Genomic DNA, 24,540 nt, shown 5'->3' on the forward strand with positions numbered 1-24,540 from the left:
AAAATATTAGAAGATGAATACGATAACAATCAAGAATAAACACGATAGAAAAATAAACGAATTAGAAAAAATATGTATAAAACTCAGAGAATTTGAAAAGACTAAGGATTATAAAGCATTTTATACTTTTATAAAAACGACACAAGTTCCCTTTATACCCTGTTATGAAAGAAAGGCAAAAGCGATTTATCAGGAATGTTTTGATACTTTGCATAGTATTGGTGAGATTTCAATTCCTGTTGCCGTAGCATTATCAATGCACTATTATGTTTTAGCATCTTTATCATCATATCCTTTTTCTATACAAAGTATGGAATATTGGAAAAGAGAAATGTTATTAAAAAAAATTAGAAAAGAAAAATTGTTGATAGCTAACACGGGCTCGATACGAACATTTAAAGATGCTTCTATAAATGAAAACATAATTACACAAATAGAAAAAGACAACTATATAGTTAATGGAGAAGCACCATTTATGTCTTTGTCTGAAGTTGCTGATTATATAGTGTTTACTGCTGAGTTATCAAAAGAGGATAAGCTCGTGTTTTTTGTGTCGTCAAATACTAATGGAATTACATTTCATGATGCTCCCTTCGGAGATGAAATGTTAGGATCATTTACAAAATCAGTAAGATTCGATAATTTAAATGTTAATAGCAATAACGTTATTAAATTAAACAGTGCCAAAGAGGAAAAGTATGAGTTATTGATCTATCAAAGATCCTGGTTCCAGGGGCTGATATCTGCGCCTTATTTGGGAGCAGCGTTAAGTGTTATTTTGTGTTTGAAGGAATTTAGCAGGAAAAAAATCAGACATGATAAATTACTTTCTGAGTCAGATAATTTCCTGGATAGTATTGGAGAATTAATGATGAAGTATAAAACTGCAAATCAATTATGTAAATATACAGGGGTGTCAATTTCGAATTTTAAAAAAGGAGATACGGTACTATTAGAAAAGATGTTTGAAACTTCTGTGCTATCAAAATATTATTCTACACATATTGCTGAAGAAATTGTTACTAAAATCAGATCCTTAATGGGATCAAAGTTTCTATCTCCTGGTACAATAACCAATAAAATCTATAAAGAAATAGTATATGGGCCTTTACAGCCTATGACTGATCTAGATATCAAAAATTACTTTGGGACAAAAGCGATGCATCATGAAACTTAAATCCATGTTTTATTCGATCGTTTGTTGTATACTACCGCAGGTGAGCATATTATTTCCAAAATATGGATTGCGAATTTCTTTATCTAAACTTAACCAGGATGCTCCTTTGTTATTATTTGCCATAGGACAGAATTGACTATACACTTTTTGGGAAATACCAAAGGTTTGAATTGCATTGGTTAACCCTATCGACAAACCTATAAAATGATTTCTTTGTTCTTTTATATCAGGTGCGTTGATTATAGCATGTGTAGCTCGCTTAATTTGATCTTCTATTTGTATCCATTGATTCTGATTCGATATGTCGATAAGTAATTTTACATTGATGGCTTCTATATTTTTGATCATAGCAATCGACGCTTTTTTAGCTATATCAGCGTCGTCTTTTACCAAAGCATCTTTTAAAAGTATATACTCATCGAGTATTTTTTTTAATTGCTCTTGAAATTTTAACGATGTTTCATTCTTTGTCATTGCATTTGATACATCTACGGCATGATGCTCTTTTGTTTTTGAGTTTTTTGTACTCATCATAGATTTTTTGCCTTGTAATTGTGCAGCAGCATCAACCGTAAATGTACCTTGAGTAACAATTTCATCTCCTGTATTTAAACCATCAACTATTACATAATGGTCACCTATTTTATTTCCTAAAGTAACTTCTCTCATTTCAAAAACAGGAGCGTTGAGGTCTGTTTTGAGATACACTACAGATCGTTTTCCCGTCCATAAAATAGCAGTTGAAGGAATACTTAATAGTTGCTTTTTGTTCATATTAATATCACCGCTAATGCTACCTTCAATAAACATTCCAGGTTTAAATTGAAGTGCTGTATTATCTAAAACAGCTCTTACTATTACTGTTCTTGTTTTAGTATTCAAGACAGGATCTATAAATGATATTTTTGCATTAATAGTCGCATTTGGATTTGCATTTGTAGTAATCGATATAGGCTGGCCTTCTTTAAGTCCGGTAATTTGTTTTTCATAGGCATCAAAATTTGCCCAAACGGTATTTAAGTTTGCCACTTTCAAAAGAGGTTGCCCTTGTTTAACATAGTCACCTTGTTCTACTAGTTTTTCTGAAACTGTTCCAGAAACCGTAGCGTATACAGGAATATTCTCCTTTACCTGGCCTGATGTTTCTATGGTATTAATTTGACGCTCAGAAAGTTTCCATAGTTTTAACTTATTGCGTACTGCTTTATATAATGCCGGTTGAGATGTTTTTAAAGAAGCAGCAGTTATCAATTCCTGTTGTGCTGCAAATAATTCTGGAGAATATATAGTTGCCAATAATTGACCTTTACGTACTTGATCTCCAGTGAAATTTATATTCAGACGTTCTATCCTTCCAGAAAAATAACTGACTTGCACTGTATTTGCTTCTTCATTTTCTACAATCTTACCAGACAGTTTTATGGTGTTACTTTCAGTCTCATTATGACCAACAATAGATGTTTGAATATTGGCTAATGCCATTGCATTTTCTGTCAGTTTAAATTGATTTGCTAATAACCCGGAGTTTTCAGTATCAACAGGAATTAAATCCATTCCGCAAACAGGACAATCTCCTGATTCAGGTAACATAATTTGTGGATGCATAGCACAAGTCCACATTTGATCGGTTTTCTCATGTTTGTCATGATTATGAACAGTACTTTCGTTAGAAGAGCTTCCAAAAAATAACCATCCAAAGAATAATCCAGTAGCTAATATTATAATATATACGAGATAATTTTTCATCTTAAAAAATGTTTAATAACATAAATATTGCCATAATGATCATAATAGCATTTTCTATAAATGTAGCTTCGGTCATAGGGAGTTTTAAAGCAGTACCCAGACAGGCACAGCGAATTGTTTTTTTATCAAGAAGTGTTTTTGTAACACCGATTGTGGTAATACTCAAAATAACAAGTGTACTAATTAAAGCAATTTGTATTTCGAGTCGCATTAAAAACAAGATTCCCAAAGCGGTTTCGATAAATGGGTATATCCAACCATAGATAGGTAAACGTTTTGCTAATGGGTCATACATGCTAAAAGATGCAGGAAACCCTTTTAAATCCAGCATTTTAAAAAAGCTAAAAACAATGTAAAACAACCCCATGAAATCTAGCATTACCTCACTAACACTCCAGTTTTTATAATGTAACAAATTACTGGCTACAGTTATGTAAAAGAGAATTAGTAATAGTGGTTGTAGTTGTTGTAATTTATTTTTTTCTTTTACAAGGGTATTAGAATCTTGTTTAGGTTCGAAAATGTTTTTAGATTCTTTTTCTGCAATTGTATATTTTTCGGGTAACCCTTCTTGTAAGATTGAAGTTGGGATATGAGTATTCATTGTCACTTTGGCTTCAGCTTTTTCCAGATTTACTAAAACTTGAGTCACTCCATCGACTTTTCTCAAATATTTGTCAACAGAAGCTTTACATCCGCCGCAGGTCATTCCTTGTATTGTATATGTGTGTTCCATGTTTTTAATTGCTTAAATAATTGATGATGGTTGTAGCATTAAAATATGCTTTCACCGATGCTATTTGATTCATTTGAAATTTTAGTTGTAATTCCTGAATGTCCAGAACATCATTAAAATCAATGGTTCCGGTTTCATAACTCTTTACCAATATTTCTTCTGCATCTTTTGCTTGCTTTAAATTTTTTGCTTGAGTATCAAAACGTATTCTTGCTGTTTTTCTATCTGTAATTGCTTTATCCAGTGCAGTTTTTAATGTATTAAGTCGTTCTTGTTTTTGAACCTTAATTTCTTGCTGCTTTAATTGATTTTGCTTTGTTTTTGATTTGTGTTTTTGATTGAAAAGAGGAATAGATAATGACACCATAGGCATTATAATATCTTTTCCATTATCGCTAAAATTCATATTTGGTCGTTCTGAAACGGCTATATAATCGATACCAAATCCAATCATAGGATTACTTTTCTTTTGATTCAATAGTTCTGATTGCTCTACAGATTGGTATAATTTATCATATTTGATAAGTTCAGGATGTAATGCTAAAGTAGTAGAAGTAAAGGATACATTTTCTGAAGGAATAGTTAATTCGTTCACGATCTGGATTTCTATAGACTTATCTCTATCTAAAAGGGTGTTGAATACGGTTTGCTCAGCAAGAAAGTCTTGTTCTGATACGGCCAATACCTGTGATAATTCGTTTTGTCTAATTTGCAAACGCAACACATCGACTGCTGAAGCTTTACCTATTTCTACAGCTGTTAGAGCCAGTGTTTCATATGTTTTTAGTAATTCAATATGTTGTAGCAGGATTTTTTGTTGTGCATTAATCCTGTATAAATTGTAATAGGATTGTGAGACAGCAACGATTAATTTTCTTTTTGCAATGACAATATCCTCGTATTTGGCATTTGCAATAGCACTCGCATAATTTTCTCGCGCTGTTATAGAACCAAACCAGGGGATCATTTGTTTTATAGATACTTTTGCTTTTTGAGCTCCTGTTCTGGTTTCAGGCTCACTCACAAAATATCCAACACCAATTTCTGTATTGGGGATGGTACGAACTTCATTTGTCTTCTCTGTTGTAATTTGATATTGCAGTTCGAATTTTTGAATTTCTGGACTATTTGCTAGTGCCTCTTCAATATAAGTTTCGAGTTGTTGACCACTAGTGAAGTGAAAAGTGAAAAGTGAACAACCGAAAACAACTACTCTTTTACATAGAGAACAGAATATGAGATTACAAAAACCTGAGATGTATTTTACTATTTTCATTTTGAAATACTTGATTTTGAAGTTTTGATACTACTCACTAACATTGCCACTAATTCTTTGTTCTTTAGAAGAGATGTCTCATGTTGTTTTTTGTTAATGTAACCCGTATCTTTTAGCAGGTCTATCCAATACATAGATTCGTTTGCTTCTTTAAGGGAAATACTCATTTTATGAATGAAATCGTTTTTACTTTGTGCAAACTCAGCTTCATGGATTAGAGCGCCAATAGCTGTTCTGCTTCGTAATAATTGTTTGCTTAAAACATATTCTTTTTTTTCAGAAACTAAGAACTGAGATAACTTCACAATTAAGATTGCAAAAGCATAACTTTTATCTTTTAATATACTTTTACTCATAATTTCTGTTTTTTCATTTTCAACTTAACCTTTTTTCATTTCTAACTTTCCGTTTTCTGAATCACTTTGACAAGCTCAGTGTGACAATACGTTTTTTAATACTTCTTATGTATTTCACTTTTCACTCTTCACTCTTCACTCTTCACTTTTCACTTTCATCTCTTCTCTCCAGCTGAATAGCACAGGTACTACAAAAAGTGTAATCAGAGCTATTAACATACCCCCAAAACTTGGTATTGCCATTGGTATCATAATATCGCTACCTCGTCCTGTCGAAGTAAGAATTGGTAACAAGGCCAAAATTGTTGTGGCTGTAGTCATTAAACAAGGTCTGATACGTTTTTCTCCTGCTTCAATAATTGAAGCTCTAATCTCCTGTTTTGTTTTGGGTGTGTTTCTATCAAAAGTTTGGGTTAAATAGCTTGCCATGACGACTCCGTCATCTGTGGCAATGCCAAATAGAGCAATAAAACCTACCCATACCGCAACGCTTAAATTAATAGGATGCATTTGAAATATGTTTCTTAGATTTTCACCAAACACACTAAAATTCATGAACCAACCCTGACCATAGAGCCATATCATTACAAAACCACCTGCAAATGCTACGGCAATTCCTGTAAATACGATTAATGAAGTTGTTGTAGATCTAAATTGGAAGTAGAGAATTAAAAAGATAATAAGCAATGCCAAAGGCACAACGATGGATAAGGTTTTTTCTGCCCTTAATTGATTTTCATAGGATCCGGTAAATTGATAATTAATTCCTTTTGGAACTGTTAATTCCCCAGAATCAATCTTTTGTTGTAGTAATTTTTGTGCATTTTCCACTACATTAACCTCGGCAAAACCATCTAATTTATCAAACAATACATATCCTACTAAAAAAGTGTCTTCACTTTTTATAACCTGTGGACCTTGTTCATAGCGTATGGTGGCCAGTTCACTTAATGGAATTGGGTTGCCTTTTTGAACCGGAATATAAATATTTTCCAGATCTGTAGGAGTCGCTCTTAATTCCCTGGGATAGCGCACTCTAATTCCATAGCGTTCCCGACCTTCAATCGTTTTGGTTAAAACCATTCCGCCAACGGCAACTTTTAATGTGTTTTGAACTTCATTAATAGAAATACCATAACGTGCGATTTTTTCTCTATCTATATCGATTAGTAGATAGGGTTTGCCAACAATACGATCAGCAAAAACAGCTTCTTTTTTTACACCTTCGACTTGTTTTAAGATATGTTCTAATTGTAGGCCAAAAACTTCAATTTCTTTTAAATCTTGCCCTTTTACTTTTATCCCCATAGGTGCTCTCATACCTGTTTGTAGCATGATCAAACGAGTTTCTATAGGTTGTAATTTTGGAGCAGAAGTTACTCCAGGTAATTGAGTCACCTTAACAATTTCATTCCAAATATCATCTGGAGATTGAATATGAGGTCTCCAATTGCGAAAATATTCACCATCATGATCTGGAATCAATTTGTCTGCAGCTACAGGAAATGCTGTTGATGTATTATCTTCTTCTGTATTTAGGTTTGGATTTTTTACAAATCCACCATTTTTTAATTCAAATAATCTGTCATCATTTACTTTATAGCGTTGTCTTTTTCCTTTGGAATTCAGCATATATTCTGGTTTATACTGAATCATGTTTTCATACATAGAAAGTGGAGCAGGATCCAGGGCAGAAGTTGTACGTCCAGCTTTACCGACAACAGTCTTGATCTCAGGAATGCTAGCTACTGCCATATCCAATTGCTGAAGCACACGTTTATTTTCTTCTATTCCTGAATGCGGCATTGATGTAGGCATTAATAAGAATGAACCTTCATTTAGAGAAGGCATAAATTCTTTCCCTGTATTTTTCATAATGAGAAACCCACATATAACAATGGTAGAGGGTATTGAAAGAAATAGAATTTTGTTGCCTAATGCCCATTGAAGAATTTTAGTATAATACTTCCTGAATAGTGTAAATACGGTTAATAGACCAAAACATATTATACCTACAAAAATGAGATTCCAGAATATATTTTTGTCTACCCCTAAGGGTCTCCAATATTCTGCTAACAGAAATATAATGGTTACCGCAGATATACATATGATGATAAGATTTGCATGTTTTTCTGAGAGTTTATTACTTAATTTTAAAAATGTGATAACTCCAAATGCGACTAGTATGAGTCCAAGCCAATAACCAGAAATGATAGCAAACATTCCTAATAGTATTAAAATACTGTTCAGGGTGTACTGTACTGTGTTTTTTAAAGATCTTTTTTTAAATAAGAAAGCGGCAAAAGGAGGTATTAAGAATAACGCTATGATTACAGATGCGGTTAAGGCAAAAGTTTTTGTAAATGCCAATGGTCTAAACAGTTTGCCTTCTGCTCCAGTCATAGTAAACACAGGAATAAAACTTATAATTGTGGTCAATACTGCTGTTAAAATTGCTCCTGACACCTCGGTAGTTGCGTTATAAACAATAGTATTTATAGGAAGGTTTTGTTTGTTTTCGTCTACATGTCTTATGATGTTTTCAGAAAGGATCACTCCTATATCTACCATGGTACCGATAGCAATTGCAATCCCCGATAAGGCTACAATATTTGCATCAACGTTAAAAAACTTCATAGCAATAAATACTATCAAAACAGCTACCGGTAATAATCCAGATATCAAGACAGAAGCTCTGAGATTAAAAACCATAATGATAATCACCAAAATAGTAATTAATATCTCTAAAGTTAATGCTTCATTGAGAGTACCTAATGTCTCTTGAATAAGTTCTGTTCTATCATAAAATGGAACTATAGTAACTTGAGAAGTTCTACCGTCTTTTAATACTTTTGATGGTAATCCAGCACTTAATTCATTAATTTTCTGTTTTACATTAGTAATGACTTCTAAAGGATTTGCACCATAACGAGCAACTACAACGGCACCAACAACTTCTGCTCCTTCTTTATCTAATATTCCTCTTCTAGTGGTCGGTCCCAAAGAAACTTTACCAATATCTTTAATTTTGATAGCTGTATATAAAGATGAGGTAACAACAGCATTTTCTATATCTGAAGTTGATTTTATATATCCTAAACCACGAACTAAATATTCTGCTTGATTAATTTCTAAAGTTTGCGCTCCAATATCCTCATTACTTTCTTTAACTGCTTTTACAACCTGATTCAATCCAATGTTATATTGACGCATCAGTTCTGGATTAACATCCACTTGATATTCCTGTACATGCCCACCAATAGAAGAAACTTCTGAAACACCATTTGCAGAGGACAATGCATATTTGACATAATAGTCTTGGATACTTCGTAGTTCTTGTAAATCCCAACCACCAGTTACATTTCCATTTTCATCACGACCTTCGAGTGTATACCAGAATATTTGACCTAATCCTGTGGCATCTGGTCCCAATGAAGGGCGAACACCTTCTGGTAATAAGCTACTTGGGAGGGAATTCAGTTTTTCGATGATTCGACTTCGACTCCAGTAAAACTCTACATCTTCCTCGAATATGATATAAATATTAGAAAAACCAAACATAGAAGAGCTACGAATAGTTTTTACTCCAGGAATCCCAAGTAAAGAAGCAGTTAATGGATAGGTAATTTGATCTTCAATATCTTGTGGTGAACGACCATCCCATTTTGTAAATACAATTTGTTGATTTTCTCCAATATCAGGTATAGCATCCACTGCTAACGGATTGTTTGGTAAGAAACTCAAATCGGTATTAAAGGGTGAATTAATACTTCCCCAACCTATAAAAAGGAGGAGTAATAGTACTGCTACCAGTTTGTTTTCTATTAAAAACTTGATGCTTTTATTGAGCATTTATTTGATTATTAAACAATTAGACGTGGGTGCGTAAAAACACCAAATACAAAGGGTTGACCTAATGGAGAAAAGTCCATTAGATACTGTAGTCTATTGTTTGAAAATCAAATTAAATATACTTCGTCAAGTTGCTGAATGTTCCTGACGACCAGCGGAGGAGAATATTCCTTAAATGGAACTATATGTTCTTCTAAACCTTCAAAAAGGTCAATGTATGCATTGTAAAAAGATGCTACAAAAATATATTGCTCCAAAGTGAACTTATCATATGAAATTTTAAGTTCATCCTGTCCTTCAAAATTTAGATGTTTATCAGAACAACAATTCTTTTTTGTCATAGCACAGGTGGTAGCTGTTTTTGATTTTTGCATTTCCATTCCGCAAGTTTTTGCTTCTTTGAAAAGTGAAACATCTACCAAAGTCTTTCCACAATAATGCATGTCTACAGTAAATGATAGTGTAGAAAATAACACTACAAATGCTAAAAGGCATGCTGATATATTGTGAACTATTTTTTTCATCTGATATACAAAACTACAAAAAATTAATATAAGAGATTTTTCTTTGATAAAAGTTTAAGGTATGACACATGATATATTAAATATTATAAAGCATAATTTTTGATCAGGAATTGCTCTTTAAATCCAAGTTTTAAATATACAATTTTTCCCATGCTGGATGCTTGTAGGGTCATAAAATCACTTTCGCCACCGATTGCTATATTGATTAGATGTTTCATAATTTCTGATGCAAAACCTCTTTTTCTCATTTCAGGAATGATGCCTACACCATGAATTCCGATTGTTTTTTGTGTCTGGAATGTTATTGCAGTTCCTATGGGCTGGTTTTGATAATATGCTAAGAAATAGTGGATATCATTCCAGGTGCTAGTGATTATTTTTTTAGGGATGCGATACCCAAATGCTCTTGGATAAAGAGCTGCCCATAATTCGGCTTGAGCTTCATTTGAAATATGAACCATGGTCAAATTACTGCTAATTTTAAAGGTTTCTTCTAATTTTAGAAACATTGCAACCTGCTCAAATTGTAATTTGAAATCATTTTTTTCTAAGAGTTCATATGTATTTTTAGTATTAATATTAAAATATGGGATGGTGAGGGGAGAAGATAATGTAGATAGTTTCTTTTTTGCCATATCAATAGAACTCTGGTCTATGGGTTGATTAAACCACAATCTATTTGGCCAATCAGAATCTTTGACTTCACAATACTCAAAAACCGAGTTTTTAAAGTGGGAATCAAAAGGTGCACTAGCGGTTTTCCAAAGTGAAGTGAGGTTATTAATATTTTGTGTTATATGTTTATCTTTCATGAGTTTATTTTAAATTGATTAGTACGATTCCAGCTATCATTGAAATTGCTCCAATTATTTTTTTAATAGTAATAGGTTCGGTTGGTAAGTTTAACCATCCAAAGTGACCAGCAAGTATAGAGAATGTTAACTGTCCAAACAGACCAAGAGAGATCATGGTAGATATTCCTAATTTGGGAATAGTGTAATAATATAAACTAACACCTAATACACTAAATAACCCACCAGAAAACCAAAGGTAAACAGGGATCTCTTTTATATCCGTCCAAGTAGGAATATCCTTTACGGTTAACAGGATAAAGGTAACAGCAAAAATAGTGCTACAGAAAAATGCAACCACCGAAGCGAGTATTGGATTTTTAAGAAGAACACCTAAGTGGGCATTGAGACCTCCTTGAGCGGCTAAAAAGACACCTCCGATGAATGCTATAATAGATAATATGTATTGATTCATAGTATTTCGAATATATGATCTATAGGTTTACGGATTTTTTTAAAATATTGCGACTTATCCTCTTTAGATCGATACCCAATGGCGGCAATAACTGCGGCATTAAGATTTTTGTTTTTTAACCCTAATATTTGATTGTATTTATCATTTTCGAAGCCTTCCATTGGGCAGGCATCTATTTTTAATTCGGCACAAGCATTTAGTAAATTACCTAGTGCGAGATATGTTTGTCTTATGGTCCAATGATGTAGTTCTATCTTAGTTTTTTCTTTAATTTTTTGTTTCATGAAATCTCCATAACCCTGCAAACTATCAATATTAATTTGCCTGGTTTTTGCTGTTAATTCTAAATAATCATCAATATGTTTATGTTGTACTTTGGTATAATTACAAAACACAAAGAGTTGAGAAGCGTCTGTAATTTGGGATTGTCCCCATGAAGCAGATTTTAGCTGATGTCTAATTTCTGGATCTTCTATAATGAGTACCCTATATAATTGAAGCCCATAGGAGGAGGTGGATAATTGAATTACTTCTTTTATTTTCTCAAGATTTTCAGGAGTAATTTTCTTAGAAGTATCGAATAATTTAGTCGCATAGCGCCATTTTGAGTTTTTTAATAAATGCATATCACTTTTTTTTAAAGTTTACAGCAAAAATAAACTCAGCGGATAAGGTGTGCATTTACATATGTTGATTCAGAGGTTTTTCTTTAAACTTTTTCTTATTCTGCTCAATTGTGTTGGAGTGATACCTAAATGTGAAGCAATATGTAATTGAGGTATTCTTTGATTGATATCCGGATGTAGTGCAATAAGTTTACTATACCTTTCGGTAGCATTTTGCATTACTAATGAAATTTCTCTTTCTTCTTTTTCGATAACCCAATTTTTTTCGAGATAAGCGATGTAAAAGGCTTTTAAGTCATCATTTTCATTAATTACTTTTCTATAATTTGTATAATTAATATTGATGAGAACAGTATCTTCCAAAGCTTCTAAGGTAAAATTGGAAGGGGTTTTTTGAAGAAGAGAAACCTTAGAACCTGCCAGATCGTGTTCAAGAAAAATGTTTTTATTGTAAATGTTACCTTCAAAATCAGTAAAAAAAGCCCTTAAGGCTCCTTTGCAAACAAAATGAATGTTTTTTGCAACTTGTCCGTTTCTTAATAAAGTATCATCTTTTTTTAGAATTTGAAATGTAATTAACGACTCAATTTGTAACCAGGATTCCCGACTGATAGGAGCATAACTTTCAAATTTTGATTTTAGATCATCAATGTATTTTTCTTCATCCATTATCATTTTCACTTTTAAGTTTTATATCGGGCTAGTGTGATACAAAAATAATGGTATATCAATTACTTTTTGTAATGCATTGTTTCTTTTACACTATGTATTAAGAAAATATAAAAGTAATGTTAGAAGAATACTAATTTATAGAGCCTTATAAATCCACGTCATTTTTTATCCGATTTACGTCATTTAATTATTTCTATGTAGCCATAGTTTTGTGATTTGCTTATTTAGACCAAATAAAAATAATTATGTTATCAGAAACCCAACTTACTCTAAAACCTGACCTGGCGGTTGATTATCTTTTTGATGCTCATTCTAAATATGAGTATGAAGCTCATATAGAGAAAGCAGTACAGTACATAAAAAACTTTTTAGACAATACCTCTTTTTATAGTGGAGCATCTGTAGAAGAATTGAGGTCTCGTAAAAGAAGTATTGCTGTAAATGCTAAAGAAAATATAACGTTGGATGACGCATTGCATGAAATTAAGGATGTATTCCTTGATCATGCAATTTCATTTCATCATCCACATTATGTAGCACATCTCAATTGTCCTGTATTATTACCTGCGTTAGTGGGTGACCTTATAGCTTCATCTGTTAATACGGCTATCGAAACCTGGGATCAAAGTACTTCTGCAACATTGATCGAACAGGAAATAATTCGTTGGATTTGCAATAAGATGAATTTCCCTACACAATCTGATGGTGTTTTTACCAGTGGAGGAACGCAATCAAATTTCAAAGCACTTTTGATGGCTCGGGATCATTATGCATTTACCCATTACGGAATAAACCTGAAAGAGAATGGTTGGTCTGATGAAGTAAGCAAATTCCGTATTTTTTGTTCAGATAAAGCGCATTTTAGTATTAAAAAAAATGCTGCATTACTAGGTATGGGATACGATTCTGTAATACCAATAGATACCGATGATAAACTAAAAATGAAGACGGATGCTCTGGTACAAGCTATTGAAAAAGAAAAGCAAAAAGGAAATATACCGATTGCTATAGTAGCCACGGCAGGAACTACTGATTTTGGAAGTTTTGACCCTTTGGAAACGATTTCCAAAATAGCAAAAGAATATAAGATATGGTTTCATGTCGATGGTGCCTACGGCGGATGTTATGTGTTAACCGATACTCACAAAACCCAACTTAAAGGAATTGAATATGCAGATTCTATAACCATAGATTTTCATAAAACCTTGTTTCAACCTGTATGTTCTAGTGCTTTTCTAGTTAGAGATACTAAACATTTTCAATACGTATCTTACTATGCTGATTATCTAAATCCATTAGAAAGTAGAGATGAAGAGTTTCCTAATCTAATCGAAAAATCCATTCAGACCACTCGTAGGTTTGATGCATTAAAATTGTGGTTCACTTTGAAGGTTACAGGAGAGAAAACATTAGGTTCTTTCCTGGAAAAGGTGCATCATCTGGCGCAGGAGGTATATCACAATATTAAAGATGATATCTATTTTGAAGTAGCGCATCAACCAGAACTAAGTACACTTGTATTTCGGTTTAAAATTCCCGGAATTGAAGATGATAAGATTTTGGATACTACAAATCTTCATATCAAGAATACACTTTTCAAATCTGGGAAAGCTTCTGTGGCTAGTACAAAACTAAATGGCAAAACCTATTTAAAATTTACGCTTTTAAATCCAAGAAGTACAAAAGAAGATCTTTTTGAGGTGATCAGAATGATTAAAGAACAAGGGTTAAACTATACTACAAATAATTAAAAAAGATAAGATAATGATGAATGATAGTAAAATATTAGATTTTGTTGCAGTAGGTATTGGTCCTTTTAATCTGGGGTTGGCTTGTTTAACGAATCCAATTGATGATCTCAAAGGTGTTTTTTTAGACAAAAGCTCTGGTTTCGATTGGCATCCCGGTATGTTACTTCAGGACACAACACTTCAGATTCCATTTATGGCAGATTTAGTGACTTTGGCAGATCCTACAAGCCCTTTTAGTTTTTTGAATTATAGTAAAGAACAAGGGCGTATGTATTCTTTTTATATTAAAGAAAATTTCTTGTTGCTTCGTAATGAATACAATCAGTATTGTCAATGGGCAATACAAAAATTACCTAATTTATTTTTTAATACTGAGGTGATTCATACTCAATATGATGAAAGTGAGCAATGTTATATTATAACTTCTAGATGCACACAGACAGAAGAAATAAAAATATATAGAGCAAAGAAGTTGATTTTAGGAACAGGAACACATCCTTACGTTCCAGCATGCTGTAAAGAGTTAGAAGGAAAGGCAATTCATTCTTCATCTTATTTGCAGTATAAATCAGATCTACAATCTAAAAAAGCTATAACGATATTGGGTAGCGGACAAAGTGCTGCCGAGATTTTTTATGATCTTCTTCAGGATATTGATACAAAAGGATATCATCTTAATTGGATTACAAGATCTCCAAGGTTTTTTCCATTGGAGTATTCTAAATTAACTTTAGAAATGACATCTCCAGAATATGTTGATTATTTCTATAATCTATCGCAAATCAAAAAAGATGATTTGATTAAAAATCAAAAACATTTATATAAGGGTATTAATCAAAATCTTATTGCTGATATCTATGATATGATCTATACAAAGCAGTTGACTAATGATAATATCAAGATAGGTTTACGTACTAATTCTGAATTGACCAAGGCTAAATATGAATACAATCAAGACGTTTTTAATTTAGAATTACACCAAACCGAACAAGATAAGATGTATAGACATCAAACTGAAGCATTAGTGCTAGCCACAGGTTATACTTATAAAATACCTGAGTTTATTGATGGTGTCGCAGATCGAATTCAATGGGATGATCAAAGTCGATACGCTGTGCATCGCAATTATAGTATTGATAAACAAGCTAAAGACATTTTTGTGCAAAATGCAGAATTGCATACTCATGGGTTTGTAACTCCGGATTTGGGAATGGCATGTTATCGTAATTCTTTTATCATTAAAGAACTCACAGGAAAAGAATACTACGCTATAGAAAAGCGCATTGCTTTCCAACAGTTTGAAGTAACCAAGGAAGAAGAAATAACTATAGAAGAGCCCATTTTAAAATGACAAATCTCCAAACCTCACTGATCTTTAAGACCTGTGAGGTTTAATACATAAGAAAAAATTGTAGAATAAAAGAAACTTATCAAGCCAGATCTTTAAAATAACAAATGAATCTTAAAAACTTTCTTATACTCATGACTTTGATAGCAGTGGTTAGCGATTATTTGCTTCACCCTTTCTATCCACAGTTTTTTGAAGCTCGTTTTGGGGTTACAAATCCAGAATATGTTGGCTATTATTTTGCTGCTATTTGTTTTATGGTGATGATTGCGTTTCCATTTTGGGCTTATATATCTAAAAAAGTCGCCGAACTTAATATCTTAAGTTATACACAATGTATAGCAGGGATATTGGCTTTATATTGCTATTGGACAACTTCTTATTTTAATTTCTGGATAGTATCTCTAAGTATGGTTTTGTTTAAAGGGAGTTATCTTTTAGTATACCCTTATATTCTTAAAATTATTACTAAGGAAGAACACGTTAATACAATAGGAGTACTCTCTGTTGTGGTTCATTTAGGCGGTATTTTGGGAGCAGTAATCGGCGGTTTAACTGTTGATTTGATTGACGCCAGTTATATATTCTTGATTATGGCGATAGGAGATTTTGTCCAAATGGGGATGAGTATATTTCTATTACAAAGTAAAAAATATAATACTGATAAGAGTATTACAAAAAAAATCACTCCTGAGATTAAGGATAGAATTATCCCCAAAGGCTTTATCCTTAAGATTGGATTAGTGACCATGGTTTTATATTTCAGTGATTTTCTAATTCGTCCTTTTTTCTCTTTATACTGGGAAAGCATATCGTTATATAGTAGTAAAATAATTTCTGGGTTTATATATGCTATACCTGGTTTCATTGCTTTGTTTGCATTATGGCATCAAAAAACACGAAGCCCAAAAGAGAAACACAGCGGTATTATATCTGCATTGTTTTTGGGAATAATTGGGGCATTACTTCAAGGTTTTCCTGTTGATGTAATTGTGATCGTAGGCAGAATAATTTATGGGTGGGCAATTTTTCAAGCAGTAGTTCGCTTTGATGTATTACTATTCGAATTTAGTTCTCCAGATTCTTATGCAATTGATTATAGTAAAGTACATTTTTTTCAAAACTTAGGTGTATTACTAGCTTCTTTTTCAGTTGGAATTCTTGTAGAGTTTCAAGGGCTCCAAATTCCATTTGTGATAACTAGCATAGGTTTTGTAATAGCTCTTGGAGTGTATTACTTCATATTTCATAGAGTATTTAGGCAAAAACAGGTGAAACAACTAGCAAAAACATAAAGATTTTATGTCAGTACAGCAACAAACAGATTTTGTAGCCACGTCAAAAGAAGGGTATGAGTTTTCATCTACCTATGAAAACTTTGGAGACATCTATATACGGCATTTTAATGTAGAAAAAGATAGCGTTGTATTACATGATTGGGTAAATCGTGATTATGCAATATTTTGGGGTATGCAGCACTATTCGATTGAACAGGTAAGAGCCGAATATGCTAAATTAATGACTCCAGATCATTATGATGTATTTGTAGGTATGTATAAAGAAGAACCTGTTTTTATAGTAGAGCGTTATCATCCTCAAAAAGATATCATTAAAGACTATTATAAGGCGCAGCAAAATGATTGCGGAATACATATCATCGTGGCTCCACGATCAGAAAATAAAATAAAGAACTTCACCTGGTACATGTTCAATACGATCATGAATTTTATTTTTCAAAATCAACAAGTACATCGCATATTGGTAGAACCCGATATTAGAAATAAAAAAATGTTTGCGATATGCCAGCGAGTAGGATTTCAGCTTAATGCAATAGTAGAGCTCCCTCATAAAACGGCTCAGTTAGCATTCTTAACCAGACAAAAACACCAACAACTTAAATTAGTTCCACAAATCAATAAACGAAGTGCTATGAATACTTTAGATAACGCCGTTTCACCCCAACAATCTGTTGCTCATATACAATCAGAATTATGGGTAAAAGTAAATACATTACTGATCAAAAAAGCAATCTGTGAGTTTAGTCACGAATTGCTTATACAACCTAAGATCATTGAAAAGCTAGAAGATGGATGGAATCGATACCTTTTAAAAACAGATGATTCTACTATTCAATATGAATTTTGCGCAAAGCCTTTAGCATTAAATCATTTGTGGATTAATGAAATTTCTATTAAAAAGTATCAAGAGGCAATGACAATACAACTTGATGCTATCTTATTCATTAAAGAATTTAGAAAACAATTAGGAATTAAGGATAATGCAATGCCGGTTTATCTGGAAGAAATCATTAGCACACTGTACGGAAGTGCTTTTAAGCATATCAAAAGAAATCCAGAAGCTAAAGATTTGGTAGCTGCAGATTTTCAAACCATAGAGCAATCTATGATGGAAGGGCATCCTGGTTTTGTAGCGAATAATGGTCGTATTGGGTTTGATAGTAGTGATTATAGATCGTATGCTCCCGAAGCCGGAAATTCCTTTAGTCTTATCTGGTTAGCCGGGCATAAAAAAAATACGGTATATGCAGCTATAGAAGACTTGCCCTATGATAAATTAATTCAACAAGAATTAGATCAGGAAACGATTTTAGCATTTAATACAGCAATAAAAAATAAAGGTTTTGATCCTGATGATTATTTCTTTATCCCAATGCATCCATGGCAATGGTTTAACAAACTAGCCAATATATTTTCACCAGAAATTGCTATGGGAAACCTAATCTGCTTAGGTTATGGGCCGGATCAATACCTTGCTCAACAATCTATCCGAACCCTATTTAATATCTCTAATCCCCATAAACTATATACCAAAACGGCACTTTCTATTCTAAATATGGGATTCATGAGAGGATTACCATTATACTATTTGGGAACAGCTCCAAAAATGGCGGTGTGGTTAGAAAAATTATTATATAGTGACCCGTATATTCAGGAAACGGGCTTTAGAATGCTTGGTGAAATAGGATCGATTAGTTATGTGAACCCATATTTTGAAGAGTTTGGTCCGCACAATGATTATAATAAAATGTTAGCCTCGTTGTGGAGAGAGAGTCCTATGTCTGCAATAGAAAAAGAACAACAGCCGATGACCATGGCAGCTTTTTTACATATAGATCATCATGGAGAGGCATTTCTTCCTAAAATTATTGATACATCGGGACTGTCGATATCAGACTGGTTACGTAATTATCTTAAAGCATATCTAAGTCCGCTATTACATTGCTTTTATCATTTTGATTTGGTATTCATGCCTCACGGTGAAAATATCATTATGGTTTTAGAAGATCATATTCCGATAAAAGTATTACTTAAAGATATTACAGAAGAAGCTTGTATTCTTAGTCCTGATGTTGAATTACCAGAGCATTTAAAACGAATGTATGCTCCAGTTCCTGAAGATGTAAAGTTACTTTCGATCTTTACTGATGTTTTTGATGGTTTTTTTAGATTCATGTCTCATGTTCTGGTTGAGCATGCCGAGTATACTGAAGAAAAATTCTGGAAACTTGTAGCAGAAAACATATGGGATTATCAGGATCGTTATCCAGAGAAGAAAGCAAAGTTTGAGCAATATGATCTTTTTGCATCAGATTTTCATTTATCCTGCCTCAATCGACTTCAGTTAAATAATAATAAGCAAATGATTGATCTGGATGATCCCGTAGCACTACTTCAGTTTGCAGGAAGATTACAAAATCCGATTGCAACTTTTAAAAAAGAAGAATCTACATCACAAGTATAAGTTACCTGTTTATGAATAACACTGAGATCATATCAAAACCTATCTTTTCTAAAACCATTCATGGTCTTGGAGATATACACCTGCGTTTTTTGGATTTAGAAAATGATATTGAAACCGTTCATGATTGGGTTACCAGACCATACGCTTCTTATTGGGGTATGCAAGAATACCCTTTGGAAGAAGTAAGGATCGGGTACGAGGAAATTATTGAATCTGATTATCATGATGCATTTATAGGAATATTAGATAATCAACCTATTTTTTTAATGGAACGGTATCAAGTTTCAGAAGATCCAATATCGACATATTATGATGTAAAAAAAGGAGATATTGGCATGCATATTCTTGTGAGTCCTCCACAAAAAAAGATCCCAAATTTTACATGGCACATATTTTCTACGATACTTGACTATTTATTTAGTGATATTCATACAGAACGTATTGTTGTAGAACCCGATGTGAGAAATGAAAAAATCCATGTGCTTAATAAAAGAGCCGGATTTCAATATCATAAGGAGATTCAATTACCTCATAAAAAAGCAGCCCTTGCCTTCTGTAAAAGATCAGCATATAAGAAAGCACTTTTATTAGAAGAGAAGAAAAATAAAAATAGTACTCTTAAAAACGAAAAGCCATGAGCGGTAAAAAATTAAATAGTTTACCCGTACATTTTGCTCATCTACAGCCCGAGATTTGGAAAAAAGTAAATCGAACTTTAGTCAAAAAAGCAATTAGTGAATTTGCGCATGAACTACTTATAAAACCAAAACTGCAATATCAGGAAAAGGATTGGGGACGTTATGTTTTGATTTCTGATATCCCCGGAATTACGTATGAATTTTGCGCCAAAAAAAGGTGTTTGGATCATTGGAATATCAATGAAAATAGCATCATAAAAAGAAAAGATGGAAACCCAACAGTACTGGATGCATTACATTTTATTTGGGAATTTAATAGTACGTTGAAAATTCCAACGAATCTGCTACCTACTTATTTCGAAGAGATCACAAGTACACTATCTGGAGCTGCGTATAAATATTGTAATAAAAGATATTCATCCTCAGAATTAACGCAGGGCAGCTTTCAATTAATAGAACATGCTATGACAGAAGGACATCCTTGTTTTGTTGCTAATAACGGAAGAATCGGTTTTGATGCAGAGGATTATATGAAGTATTCGCCAGAAGCTGATCACCCTTTTCAGATAATTTGGGTAGCAGGACATAAAACCAAAGCTACATTTACTGCAATAAAAGGATTTGAATATAAATCATTAATGCGGCAAGAACTTGGTGTTTCAACTATTGCAAAATTTAATACGATACTAGAAGATTTAGGCTTAGATCTGGATTCTTATATTTTTATACCTGTCCACCCTTGGCAATGGAATACTAAAATACTGCATGTTTTTGCTGCTGATATAGCAAATAATAACCTTGTGCTTTTAGGAAAAGGAGATGATCAATATTCAGCACAACAATCTATCCGAACATTATATAATAAAACCAATCCAGGTAAACTATACACCAAAACAGCACTCTCTATTTTAAATATGGGCTTCATGCGTGGTCTTTCTCCATATTACATGCAGAGTACTCCAAGTATTACAGCATGGATAACAACGTTATTGATGAGCGATCAATATCTAAAGCAAACTGGTTTTACAATGTTAGGAGAAGTGGCTACAGTTGGATATAGGAACCTTAATTACGAAGTTTTAGGAAAAACAAATGCCCATAATAAAATGCTCTCGGCATTATGGAGAGAATCACCAATGTCAAAAATTAAAGAAGGTCAACAATTAATGACAATGGCTGCTTTTTTACATATAGATGATGAGGGTACTTCTTTATTAAGTGAGTTGATAAAAGCATCTCCTTTTGATACGACGACTTGGTTAAAAAAATACTTGTATTGTTATCTGAGCCCCTTGATACATTGCTTTTATACTTATGAGATGGTCTTTATGCCTCATGGAGAAAACCTGATTATGGTGATGGAACATCATACCCCTGTAAGAGTATTAATGAAAGATATAACAGAAGAAGTTATTGTTTTTAATTCAGAATTAGATCTACCGGGAAAAGTCAAACGATTGTATACAGAAACTTCTGATAAAATGAAGGTGTTATCAATTTTTACAGATGTATTTGATTGTTTTTTTAGGTTTATGGGAGATATACTAGCAGAGCACGATGAATATCCCGAAGAACTATTTTGGGAACTGGTTGCTGATTGTATTTTGAATTATCAGGAAGAACATCCTGAATTACAAGCAAAATTTGAGAGATATGATCTTTTTACACCAGAATTTGATCGATGCTGCCTGAATAGATTACAACTGAGTAATACAAAACAAATGTTGAATTTGGCAGATCCAATAGAGAGTTTACAATTAGTAGGAACACTCAAAAACCCTATTGCAGTATATAAAACAAGAACAGTTAAAGCATCATTTTCTCAACATAATATAGTAAAATAATAGAATGGAAAATAATAAAAGAATTTTAGCAATTGACTTTGCTAGGGGAGTAAGTGTACTTATGGTCATCATGGTACATACGTTATGGATATATGGAGATTTATCTACACAAGGTGATACCTGGCTTGGAGAAGTAATACATTTTATAGGAAAAGGAACGCCTATGTTTCTTCTGGCAATGGGAGTATCGTTTACATTATCTAGAAATCAAAATATGATATTGTCTATAAAAAGAGGAATCTATATTCTTTTGGCAGGATATATTATGAATCTATTAAAGTTTGTTGTTCCAACTATTATAGGAACGACTCCTGATTCTTTTATAGAAGCTTATGGTTGGACACCTCCAGCCAATATGGATAATATGCTTTTTATGTTATTAACCGGTGATATATTGCAACTGGCAGGAGTGTCACTATTATTTATGGGAGTGATAAATAAGTTGTCAAAAAATAAGTATGTTCCTTTGATTATTGCATTTTTAATAATACTTACTACCAAGGAAGTACACGGGTTTCAACTAGGGATATCAGGAGTGGATTATATATTTGATCTAATGTGGGGAGCAGAATGGAATGTGTATTTTGCGGTATTTCCATGGTTTTCTTTTATACTTATTGGGATGTTCTTTGGAATGTGGTACAAAGAAAATAATAAAAGTGAACGATACATATTTGTTAGAATGTTACCGGCTGGAATTATTTTAATGCTGATAGGAGGTGGTTTATGCTATTATAATTTTGAATATCATTTCGGAGATTACTTTCATTTAGGCCCTGGAGGAGCAATCTATCTCACAGGTTTTAACTTGCTATTATTGCGATTTGCATTTATGATGGTCACTCGAATTCAACCTAACAAGGTCTTTGATTTTCTGTATTACTGTAGTAAAAGGGTGACAACGATTTACATTATTCAATGGGTAATCATTTGTTGGGGAATGGGCATACTAGGATATCAACAATTTGGAATAACTGGTGTTTTGATTTTGCTGCCGATATTTACGATAATTACACTTTTATTACAAAAGGGGTTAGATATACTTTTGACACCGAAAAAAGTAAAAAATAATAAGGTAATATCACGAAAGTCAATAGTATAAAATACAGTAGTAATGAGAAAGTTTAATTGTCTGAATGTAGAGTACTATAGAGAACACGAGGTATTACTTTGGAAAATAAAAGATACCGGAATGCCTAATTTTTGCTTAAAAGGGTTGCTGGAATTTAAAGAGTTTGCGATTTGGGTTAGAAGCTATTTTTCTCATCCAGAAAGGCCTGTTAAATTTATTGTTTCTGCTTCAGAGCATGATGGTGTTTATAATATGGGAGGTGATTTACCTTTTTTTGTAGAAAGTATCAAATCTTGTAATAAGACTGCGTTAACACAATATGCACATTTATGTATTGATGCTATTTATGAGATTTATACTTCATTTGGGCTTCAAGCTCTTACCATTGCAATGGTTGAAGGAAATGCATATGGGGGAGGGTTTGAATGTGCCTTGAGCCATGATATTATTATCGCAGAAAGAAAAGCAAAATTCTGTTTGCCAGAGAATAAGTTTAACCTTTTTCCCGGTATGGGAGCGTATAGTTTACTCTACAGAAAATTAAATACAAAAGATGCTAACACTGTTTTAAAGGCTGGAAAAATCTACCAAGCAGAAGAATTATATGATTTGGGATGTATTGATAAGTTGAGTAATGAAAACAAATCGATACAAACACTATTTTCTTATATAACCAAAACCAGAGAACGTTATAATTTTGAATATCATCATAATGTATGTAAGAAAAAGATTTTCCCGCTTGATAAAGCAGAATTAATAGATATTACAGATATCTGGGTTGATGCCTGTATGAAAGTAGAGTTATTCGACATAAGGAGAATGGAAATTCTTGCCAAAGCTCAATATAGAAAAACAAAAGCTGTACTCTAATAGATTAAAGAGTGACTTCTTCTTTGGTCAAATAATGTTTTAACTCTAGCTTTATTTGATGTACCCATTTTTCTAATCGCTCATCACTTAATTGAGATTCATTATCATGGTCTAAGGCCAGGCCATAAAAATACCCTTCTTTTTCTTCTATCAAAGCAACAGAATCGGTAAAACGATATCCTTCTATAGGCCAATGACCTATAATTTCACCTCCATTTTCTATGACAACTTTTGCCAAAATCCCTATTCCGTCAACAAAGTACTCACCATACCCTATCTGATCTCCTAATCCGTAAATTGCAACCACTTTGTTACTGAAGTCAATTTCTTGAAAATCATCAAAAAAGGATTCCCAATCACTTTGTAGATCTCCATCATACCAGGTTGATAATCCAAAAATGAAAATTTCAAATTGATCAAAGTCACTCTTGGATACATCTCCAATCTCTCTGATGTCTAAATTTTCATCTCCCCATATAGAAGAAAAATCTTTGGTGATATCATCTGTACACCCTGTATCTGATCCATAGAATAAAGCTATTTTTTTCATATAAGTATCGATTAAATATTTCTACAAAAATATATTATTTTTAATTATTCTAAATAAAAATAATATAATAAATTTGAATATTCAAATTTAGATGTATGTATATTTTAGATCCATTATTTAAGAATAGCACAGGTTCTGCTTTTAGTATAAAAAATCCAGATATAACAGGGGAAGTTAAAGAGAAAATACAATTGCAAATAGGTGATATTGCTATTTATATGGATATTATAGAAATAAAAGCATTTCTTACAGTTATTCGTTCGGCAAAGAAAGGTTGTCAATGTAAAGACTGTAATTGTAAGGCTCCATATAAAACAATAAAATGTAATACGCCACATGCAGAAATCAATTTTAAATTAACTCCAGAAATTTTGGATGGTTTAGAGGAACTGGTTTTAGGAATTTTGTTTTATGGAGAATATGACAATATTTTAAAAGATAATAGTATAAAAAATATGCGCTAAAGATTTTTTT

At 32.7% G+C, this 24,540-nt stretch carries 21 protein-coding genes; 10 read left to right on the forward strand and 11 right to left on the reverse strand.

Annotated elements, in window-relative coordinates; translation table 11 throughout:
* The first annotated feature begins 13 nt into the window (after positions 1 to 13).
* Complete coding sequence (locus tag PQF96_RS25455) at positions 14 to 1,177, forward strand: acyl-CoA dehydrogenase family protein (protein WP_271769588.1); 1,164 nt, start codon at positions 14 to 16, stop codon at positions 1,175 to 1,177.
* A gap of 9 nt (positions 1,178 to 1,186) precedes the next feature.
* On the opposite strand, the gene PQF96_RS25460 is transcribed toward PQF96_RS25455, so the two are convergent.
* The 10 genes from PQF96_RS25460 to PQF96_RS25505 all read right to left on the reverse strand — a co-directional run bounded on the left by PQF96_RS25460 (position 1,187) and on the right by PQF96_RS25505 (position 12,234).
* Positions 1,187 to 2,923 (reverse strand): efflux RND transporter periplasmic adaptor subunit, encoded by a 1,737-nt coding sequence (locus PQF96_RS25460; protein WP_271769590.1) that lies wholly within the window; start codon positions 2,921 to 2,923, stop codon positions 1,187 to 1,189.
* Position 2,924: 1 nt separating this feature from the next.
* Positions 2,925 to 3,659, reverse strand: a complete 735-nt coding sequence (locus PQF96_RS25465) for a heavy-metal-associated domain-containing protein (RefSeq protein ID WP_271769593.1) — start codon at positions 3,657 to 3,659, stop codon at positions 2,925 to 2,927.
* 4 nt (positions 3,660 to 3,663) lie between these two features.
* A complete protein-coding gene (locus tag PQF96_RS25470; protein ID WP_271769596.1) occupies positions 3,664 to 4,935 on the reverse strand; it encodes a TolC family protein in 1,272 nt (423 codons plus the stop codon).
* Positions 4,932 to 5,291: a four helix bundle protein gene (locus tag PQF96_RS25475; protein ID WP_271769598.1), complete on the reverse strand. Its 360-nt coding sequence runs from the start codon at positions 5,289 to 5,291 to the stop codon at positions 4,932 to 4,934. Before PQF96_RS25475 ends, PQF96_RS25470 begins: the two co-directional genes overlap by 4 nt.
* Positions 5,292 to 5,426: 135 nt before the next feature.
* A complete protein-coding gene (locus PQF96_RS25480; protein WP_271769600.1) occupies positions 5,427 to 9,143 on the reverse strand; it encodes an efflux RND transporter permease subunit in 3,717 nt (1,238 codons plus the stop codon).
* 107 nt (positions 9,144 to 9,250) lie between these two features.
* Positions 9,251 to 9,667 carry an HYC_CC_PP family protein gene (locus PQF96_RS25485; protein WP_109433935.1) on the reverse strand — a complete coding sequence of 139 codons (417 nt, stop codon included), beginning with the start codon at positions 9,665 to 9,667 and terminating at the stop codon, positions 9,251 to 9,253.
* Positions 9,668 to 9,750: 83 nt separating this feature from the next.
* Positions 9,751 to 10,479: a GNAT family N-acetyltransferase gene (locus PQF96_RS25490; RefSeq protein WP_271769603.1), complete on the reverse strand. Its 729-nt coding sequence runs from the start codon at positions 10,477 to 10,479 to the stop codon at positions 9,751 to 9,753.
* Between the two features lie 4 nt (positions 10,480 to 10,483).
* Entirely contained in the window at positions 10,484 to 10,933 is a 450-nt protein-coding gene (locus PQF96_RS25495; protein WP_271769606.1) for a DMT family transporter, read from the reverse strand.
* Positions 10,930 to 11,559, reverse strand: coding sequence for an NAD(P)H-dependent oxidoreductase (locus PQF96_RS25500; RefSeq protein WP_271769609.1), 630 nt, complete (start codon positions 11,557 to 11,559; stop codon positions 10,930 to 10,932). The genes PQF96_RS25495 and PQF96_RS25500 overlap by 4 nt, the downstream gene beginning before the upstream one ends.
* A 69-nt stretch (positions 11,560 to 11,628) precedes the next feature.
* Positions 11,629 to 12,234, reverse strand: a complete 606-nt coding sequence (locus PQF96_RS25505) for a Crp/Fnr family transcriptional regulator (RefSeq protein ID WP_109434448.1) — start codon at positions 12,232 to 12,234, stop codon at positions 11,629 to 11,631.
* A gap of 242 nt (positions 12,235 to 12,476) precedes the next feature.
* Between PQF96_RS25505 and PQF96_RS25510 the strand changes: the two genes are divergently transcribed.
* The 8 genes from PQF96_RS25510 (at position 12,477) to PQF96_RS25545 (ending at position 23,516) form a co-directional block, all read left to right on the forward strand.
* Complete coding sequence (locus tag PQF96_RS25510) at positions 12,477 to 13,982, forward strand: pyridoxal phosphate-dependent decarboxylase family protein (protein WP_271769611.1); 1,506 nt, start codon at positions 12,477 to 12,479, stop codon at positions 13,980 to 13,982.
* A gap of 13 nt (positions 13,983 to 13,995) precedes the next feature.
* The gene (locus PQF96_RS25515) at positions 13,996 to 15,333 is read left to right on the forward strand and encodes a lysine N(6)-hydroxylase/L-ornithine N(5)-oxygenase family protein (RefSeq protein WP_271769613.1); all 1,338 of its coding nucleotides are present in this window, start codon (positions 13,996 to 13,998) and stop codon (positions 15,331 to 15,333) included.
* A 131-nt stretch (positions 15,334 to 15,464) separates the two neighbouring features.
* A complete protein-coding gene (locus tag PQF96_RS25520; RefSeq protein WP_271769616.1) occupies positions 15,465 to 16,625 on the forward strand; it encodes an MFS transporter in 1,161 nt (386 codons plus the stop codon).
* Between the two features lie 7 nt (positions 16,626 to 16,632).
* Positions 16,633 to 19,092 carry a GNAT family N-acetyltransferase gene (locus PQF96_RS25525; protein ID WP_271769617.1) on the forward strand — a complete coding sequence of 820 codons (2,460 nt, stop codon included), beginning with the start codon at positions 16,633 to 16,635 and terminating at the stop codon, positions 19,090 to 19,092.
* An 11-nt stretch (positions 19,093 to 19,103) separates the two neighbouring features.
* On the forward strand, positions 19,104 to 19,730 hold the full coding sequence (locus PQF96_RS25530) for a GNAT family N-acetyltransferase (RefSeq protein ID WP_271769619.1): 627 nt from the start codon (positions 19,104 to 19,106) through the stop codon (positions 19,728 to 19,730).
* A complete protein-coding gene (locus tag PQF96_RS25535) occupies positions 19,727 to 21,574 on the forward strand; it encodes an IucA/IucC family protein (RefSeq protein WP_271769621.1) in 1,848 nt (615 codons plus the stop codon). The genes PQF96_RS25530 and PQF96_RS25535 overlap by 4 nt, the downstream gene beginning before the upstream one ends.
* 4 nt (positions 21,575 to 21,578) lie before the next feature.
* Positions 21,579 to 22,676 carry a heparan-alpha-glucosaminide N-acetyltransferase domain-containing protein gene (locus PQF96_RS25540; RefSeq protein ID WP_271769623.1) on the forward strand — a complete coding sequence of 366 codons (1,098 nt, stop codon included), beginning with the start codon at positions 21,579 to 21,581 and terminating at the stop codon, positions 22,674 to 22,676.
* A gap of 12 nt (positions 22,677 to 22,688) precedes the next feature.
* Positions 22,689 to 23,516, forward strand: coding sequence for a crotonase/enoyl-CoA hydratase family protein (locus tag PQF96_RS25545; RefSeq protein ID WP_271769626.1), 828 nt, complete (start codon positions 22,689 to 22,691; stop codon positions 23,514 to 23,516).
* A gap of 4 nt (positions 23,517 to 23,520) precedes the next feature.
* Here PQF96_RS25545 and PQF96_RS25550 read toward each other — a convergent pair whose 3' ends face one another.
* On the reverse strand, positions 23,521 to 24,066 hold the full coding sequence (locus PQF96_RS25550) for a flavodoxin (RefSeq protein ID WP_109433925.1): 546 nt from the start codon (positions 24,064 to 24,066) through the stop codon (positions 23,521 to 23,523).
* A 95-nt stretch (positions 24,067 to 24,161) separates the two neighbouring features.
* Here PQF96_RS25550 and PQF96_RS25555 point away from each other — a divergent pair, with 95 nt between their 5' ends.
* Complete coding sequence (locus PQF96_RS25555) at positions 24,162 to 24,530, forward strand: hypothetical protein (RefSeq protein ID WP_143915682.1); 369 nt, start codon at positions 24,162 to 24,164, stop codon at positions 24,528 to 24,530.
* Positions 24,531 to 24,540: the final 10 nt, after the last annotated feature.

The sequence above is a fragment of the Aquimarina algiphila genome (assembly GCF_947494415.1).
In the GTDB taxonomy this organism is placed as follows: domain Bacteria; phylum Bacteroidota; class Bacteroidia; order Flavobacteriales; family Flavobacteriaceae; genus Aquimarina; species Aquimarina algiphila.

Excerpts from the sequence above, each read along its gene's own strand:
- PQF96_RS25475 (WP_271769598.1), bottom strand. The coding sequence starts at position 5,291 with ATGAGTAAAAGTATATTAAAAGATAAAAGTTATGCTTTTGCAATCTTA.
- PQF96_RS25515 (WP_271769613.1), top strand. The coding sequence starts at position 13,996 with ATGATGAATGATAGTAAAATATTAGATTTTGTTGCAGTAGGTATTGGT.
- PQF96_RS25555 (WP_143915682.1), top strand. The coding sequence starts at position 24,162 with ATGTATATTTTAGATCCATTATTTAAGAATAGCACAGGTTCTGCTTTT.
- PQF96_RS25495 (WP_271769606.1), bottom strand. The coding sequence starts at position 10,933 with ATGAATCAATACATATTATCTATTATAGCATTCATCGGAGGTGTCTTT.
- PQF96_RS25490 (WP_271769603.1), bottom strand. The coding sequence starts at position 10,479 with ATGAAAGATAAACATATAACACAAAATATTAATAACCTCACTTCACTT.
- PQF96_RS25535 (WP_271769621.1), top strand. The coding sequence starts at position 19,727 with ATGAGCGGTAAAAAATTAAATAGTTTACCCGTACATTTTGCTCATCTA.
- PQF96_RS25500 (WP_271769609.1), bottom strand. The coding sequence starts at position 11,559 with ATGCATTTATTAAAAAACTCAAAATGGCGCTATGCGACTAAATTATTC.
- PQF96_RS25510 (WP_271769611.1), top strand. The coding sequence starts at position 12,477 with ATGTTATCAGAAACCCAACTTACTCTAAAACCTGACCTGGCGGTTGAT.
- PQF96_RS25460 (WP_271769590.1), bottom strand. The coding sequence starts at position 2,923 with ATGAAAAATTATCTCGTATATATTATAATATTAGCTACTGGATTATTC.
- PQF96_RS25550 (WP_109433925.1), bottom strand. The coding sequence starts at position 24,066 with ATGAAAAAAATAGCTTTATTCTATGGATCAGATACAGGGTGTACAGAT.
- PQF96_RS25530 (WP_271769619.1), top strand. The coding sequence starts at position 19,104 with ATGAATAACACTGAGATCATATCAAAACCTATCTTTTCTAAAACCATT.
- PQF96_RS25480 (WP_271769600.1), bottom strand. The coding sequence starts at position 9,143 with ATGCTCAATAAAAGCATCAAGTTTTTAATAGAAAACAAACTGGTAGCA.
- PQF96_RS25545 (WP_271769626.1), top strand. The coding sequence starts at position 22,689 with ATGAGAAAGTTTAATTGTCTGAATGTAGAGTACTATAGAGAACACGAG.
- PQF96_RS25465 (WP_271769593.1), bottom strand. The coding sequence starts at position 3,659 with ATGGAACACACATATACAATACAAGGAATGACCTGCGGCGGATGTAAA.
- PQF96_RS25520 (WP_271769616.1), top strand. The coding sequence starts at position 15,465 with ATGACTTTGATAGCAGTGGTTAGCGATTATTTGCTTCACCCTTTCTAT.
- PQF96_RS25505 (WP_109434448.1), bottom strand. The coding sequence starts at position 12,234 with ATGATAATGGATGAAGAAAAATACATTGATGATCTAAAATCAAAATTT.
- PQF96_RS25455 (WP_271769588.1), top strand. The coding sequence starts at position 14 with ATGAATACGATAACAATCAAGAATAAACACGATAGAAAAATAAACGAA.
- PQF96_RS25525 (WP_271769617.1), top strand. The coding sequence starts at position 16,633 with ATGTCAGTACAGCAACAAACAGATTTTGTAGCCACGTCAAAAGAAGGG.
- PQF96_RS25485 (WP_109433935.1), bottom strand. The coding sequence starts at position 9,667 with ATGAAAAAAATAGTTCACAATATATCAGCATGCCTTTTAGCATTTGTA.
- PQF96_RS25540 (WP_271769623.1), top strand. The coding sequence starts at position 21,579 with ATGGAAAATAATAAAAGAATTTTAGCAATTGACTTTGCTAGGGGAGTA.
- PQF96_RS25470 (WP_271769596.1), bottom strand. The coding sequence starts at position 4,935 with ATGAAAATAGTAAAATACATCTCAGGTTTTTGTAATCTCATATTCTGT.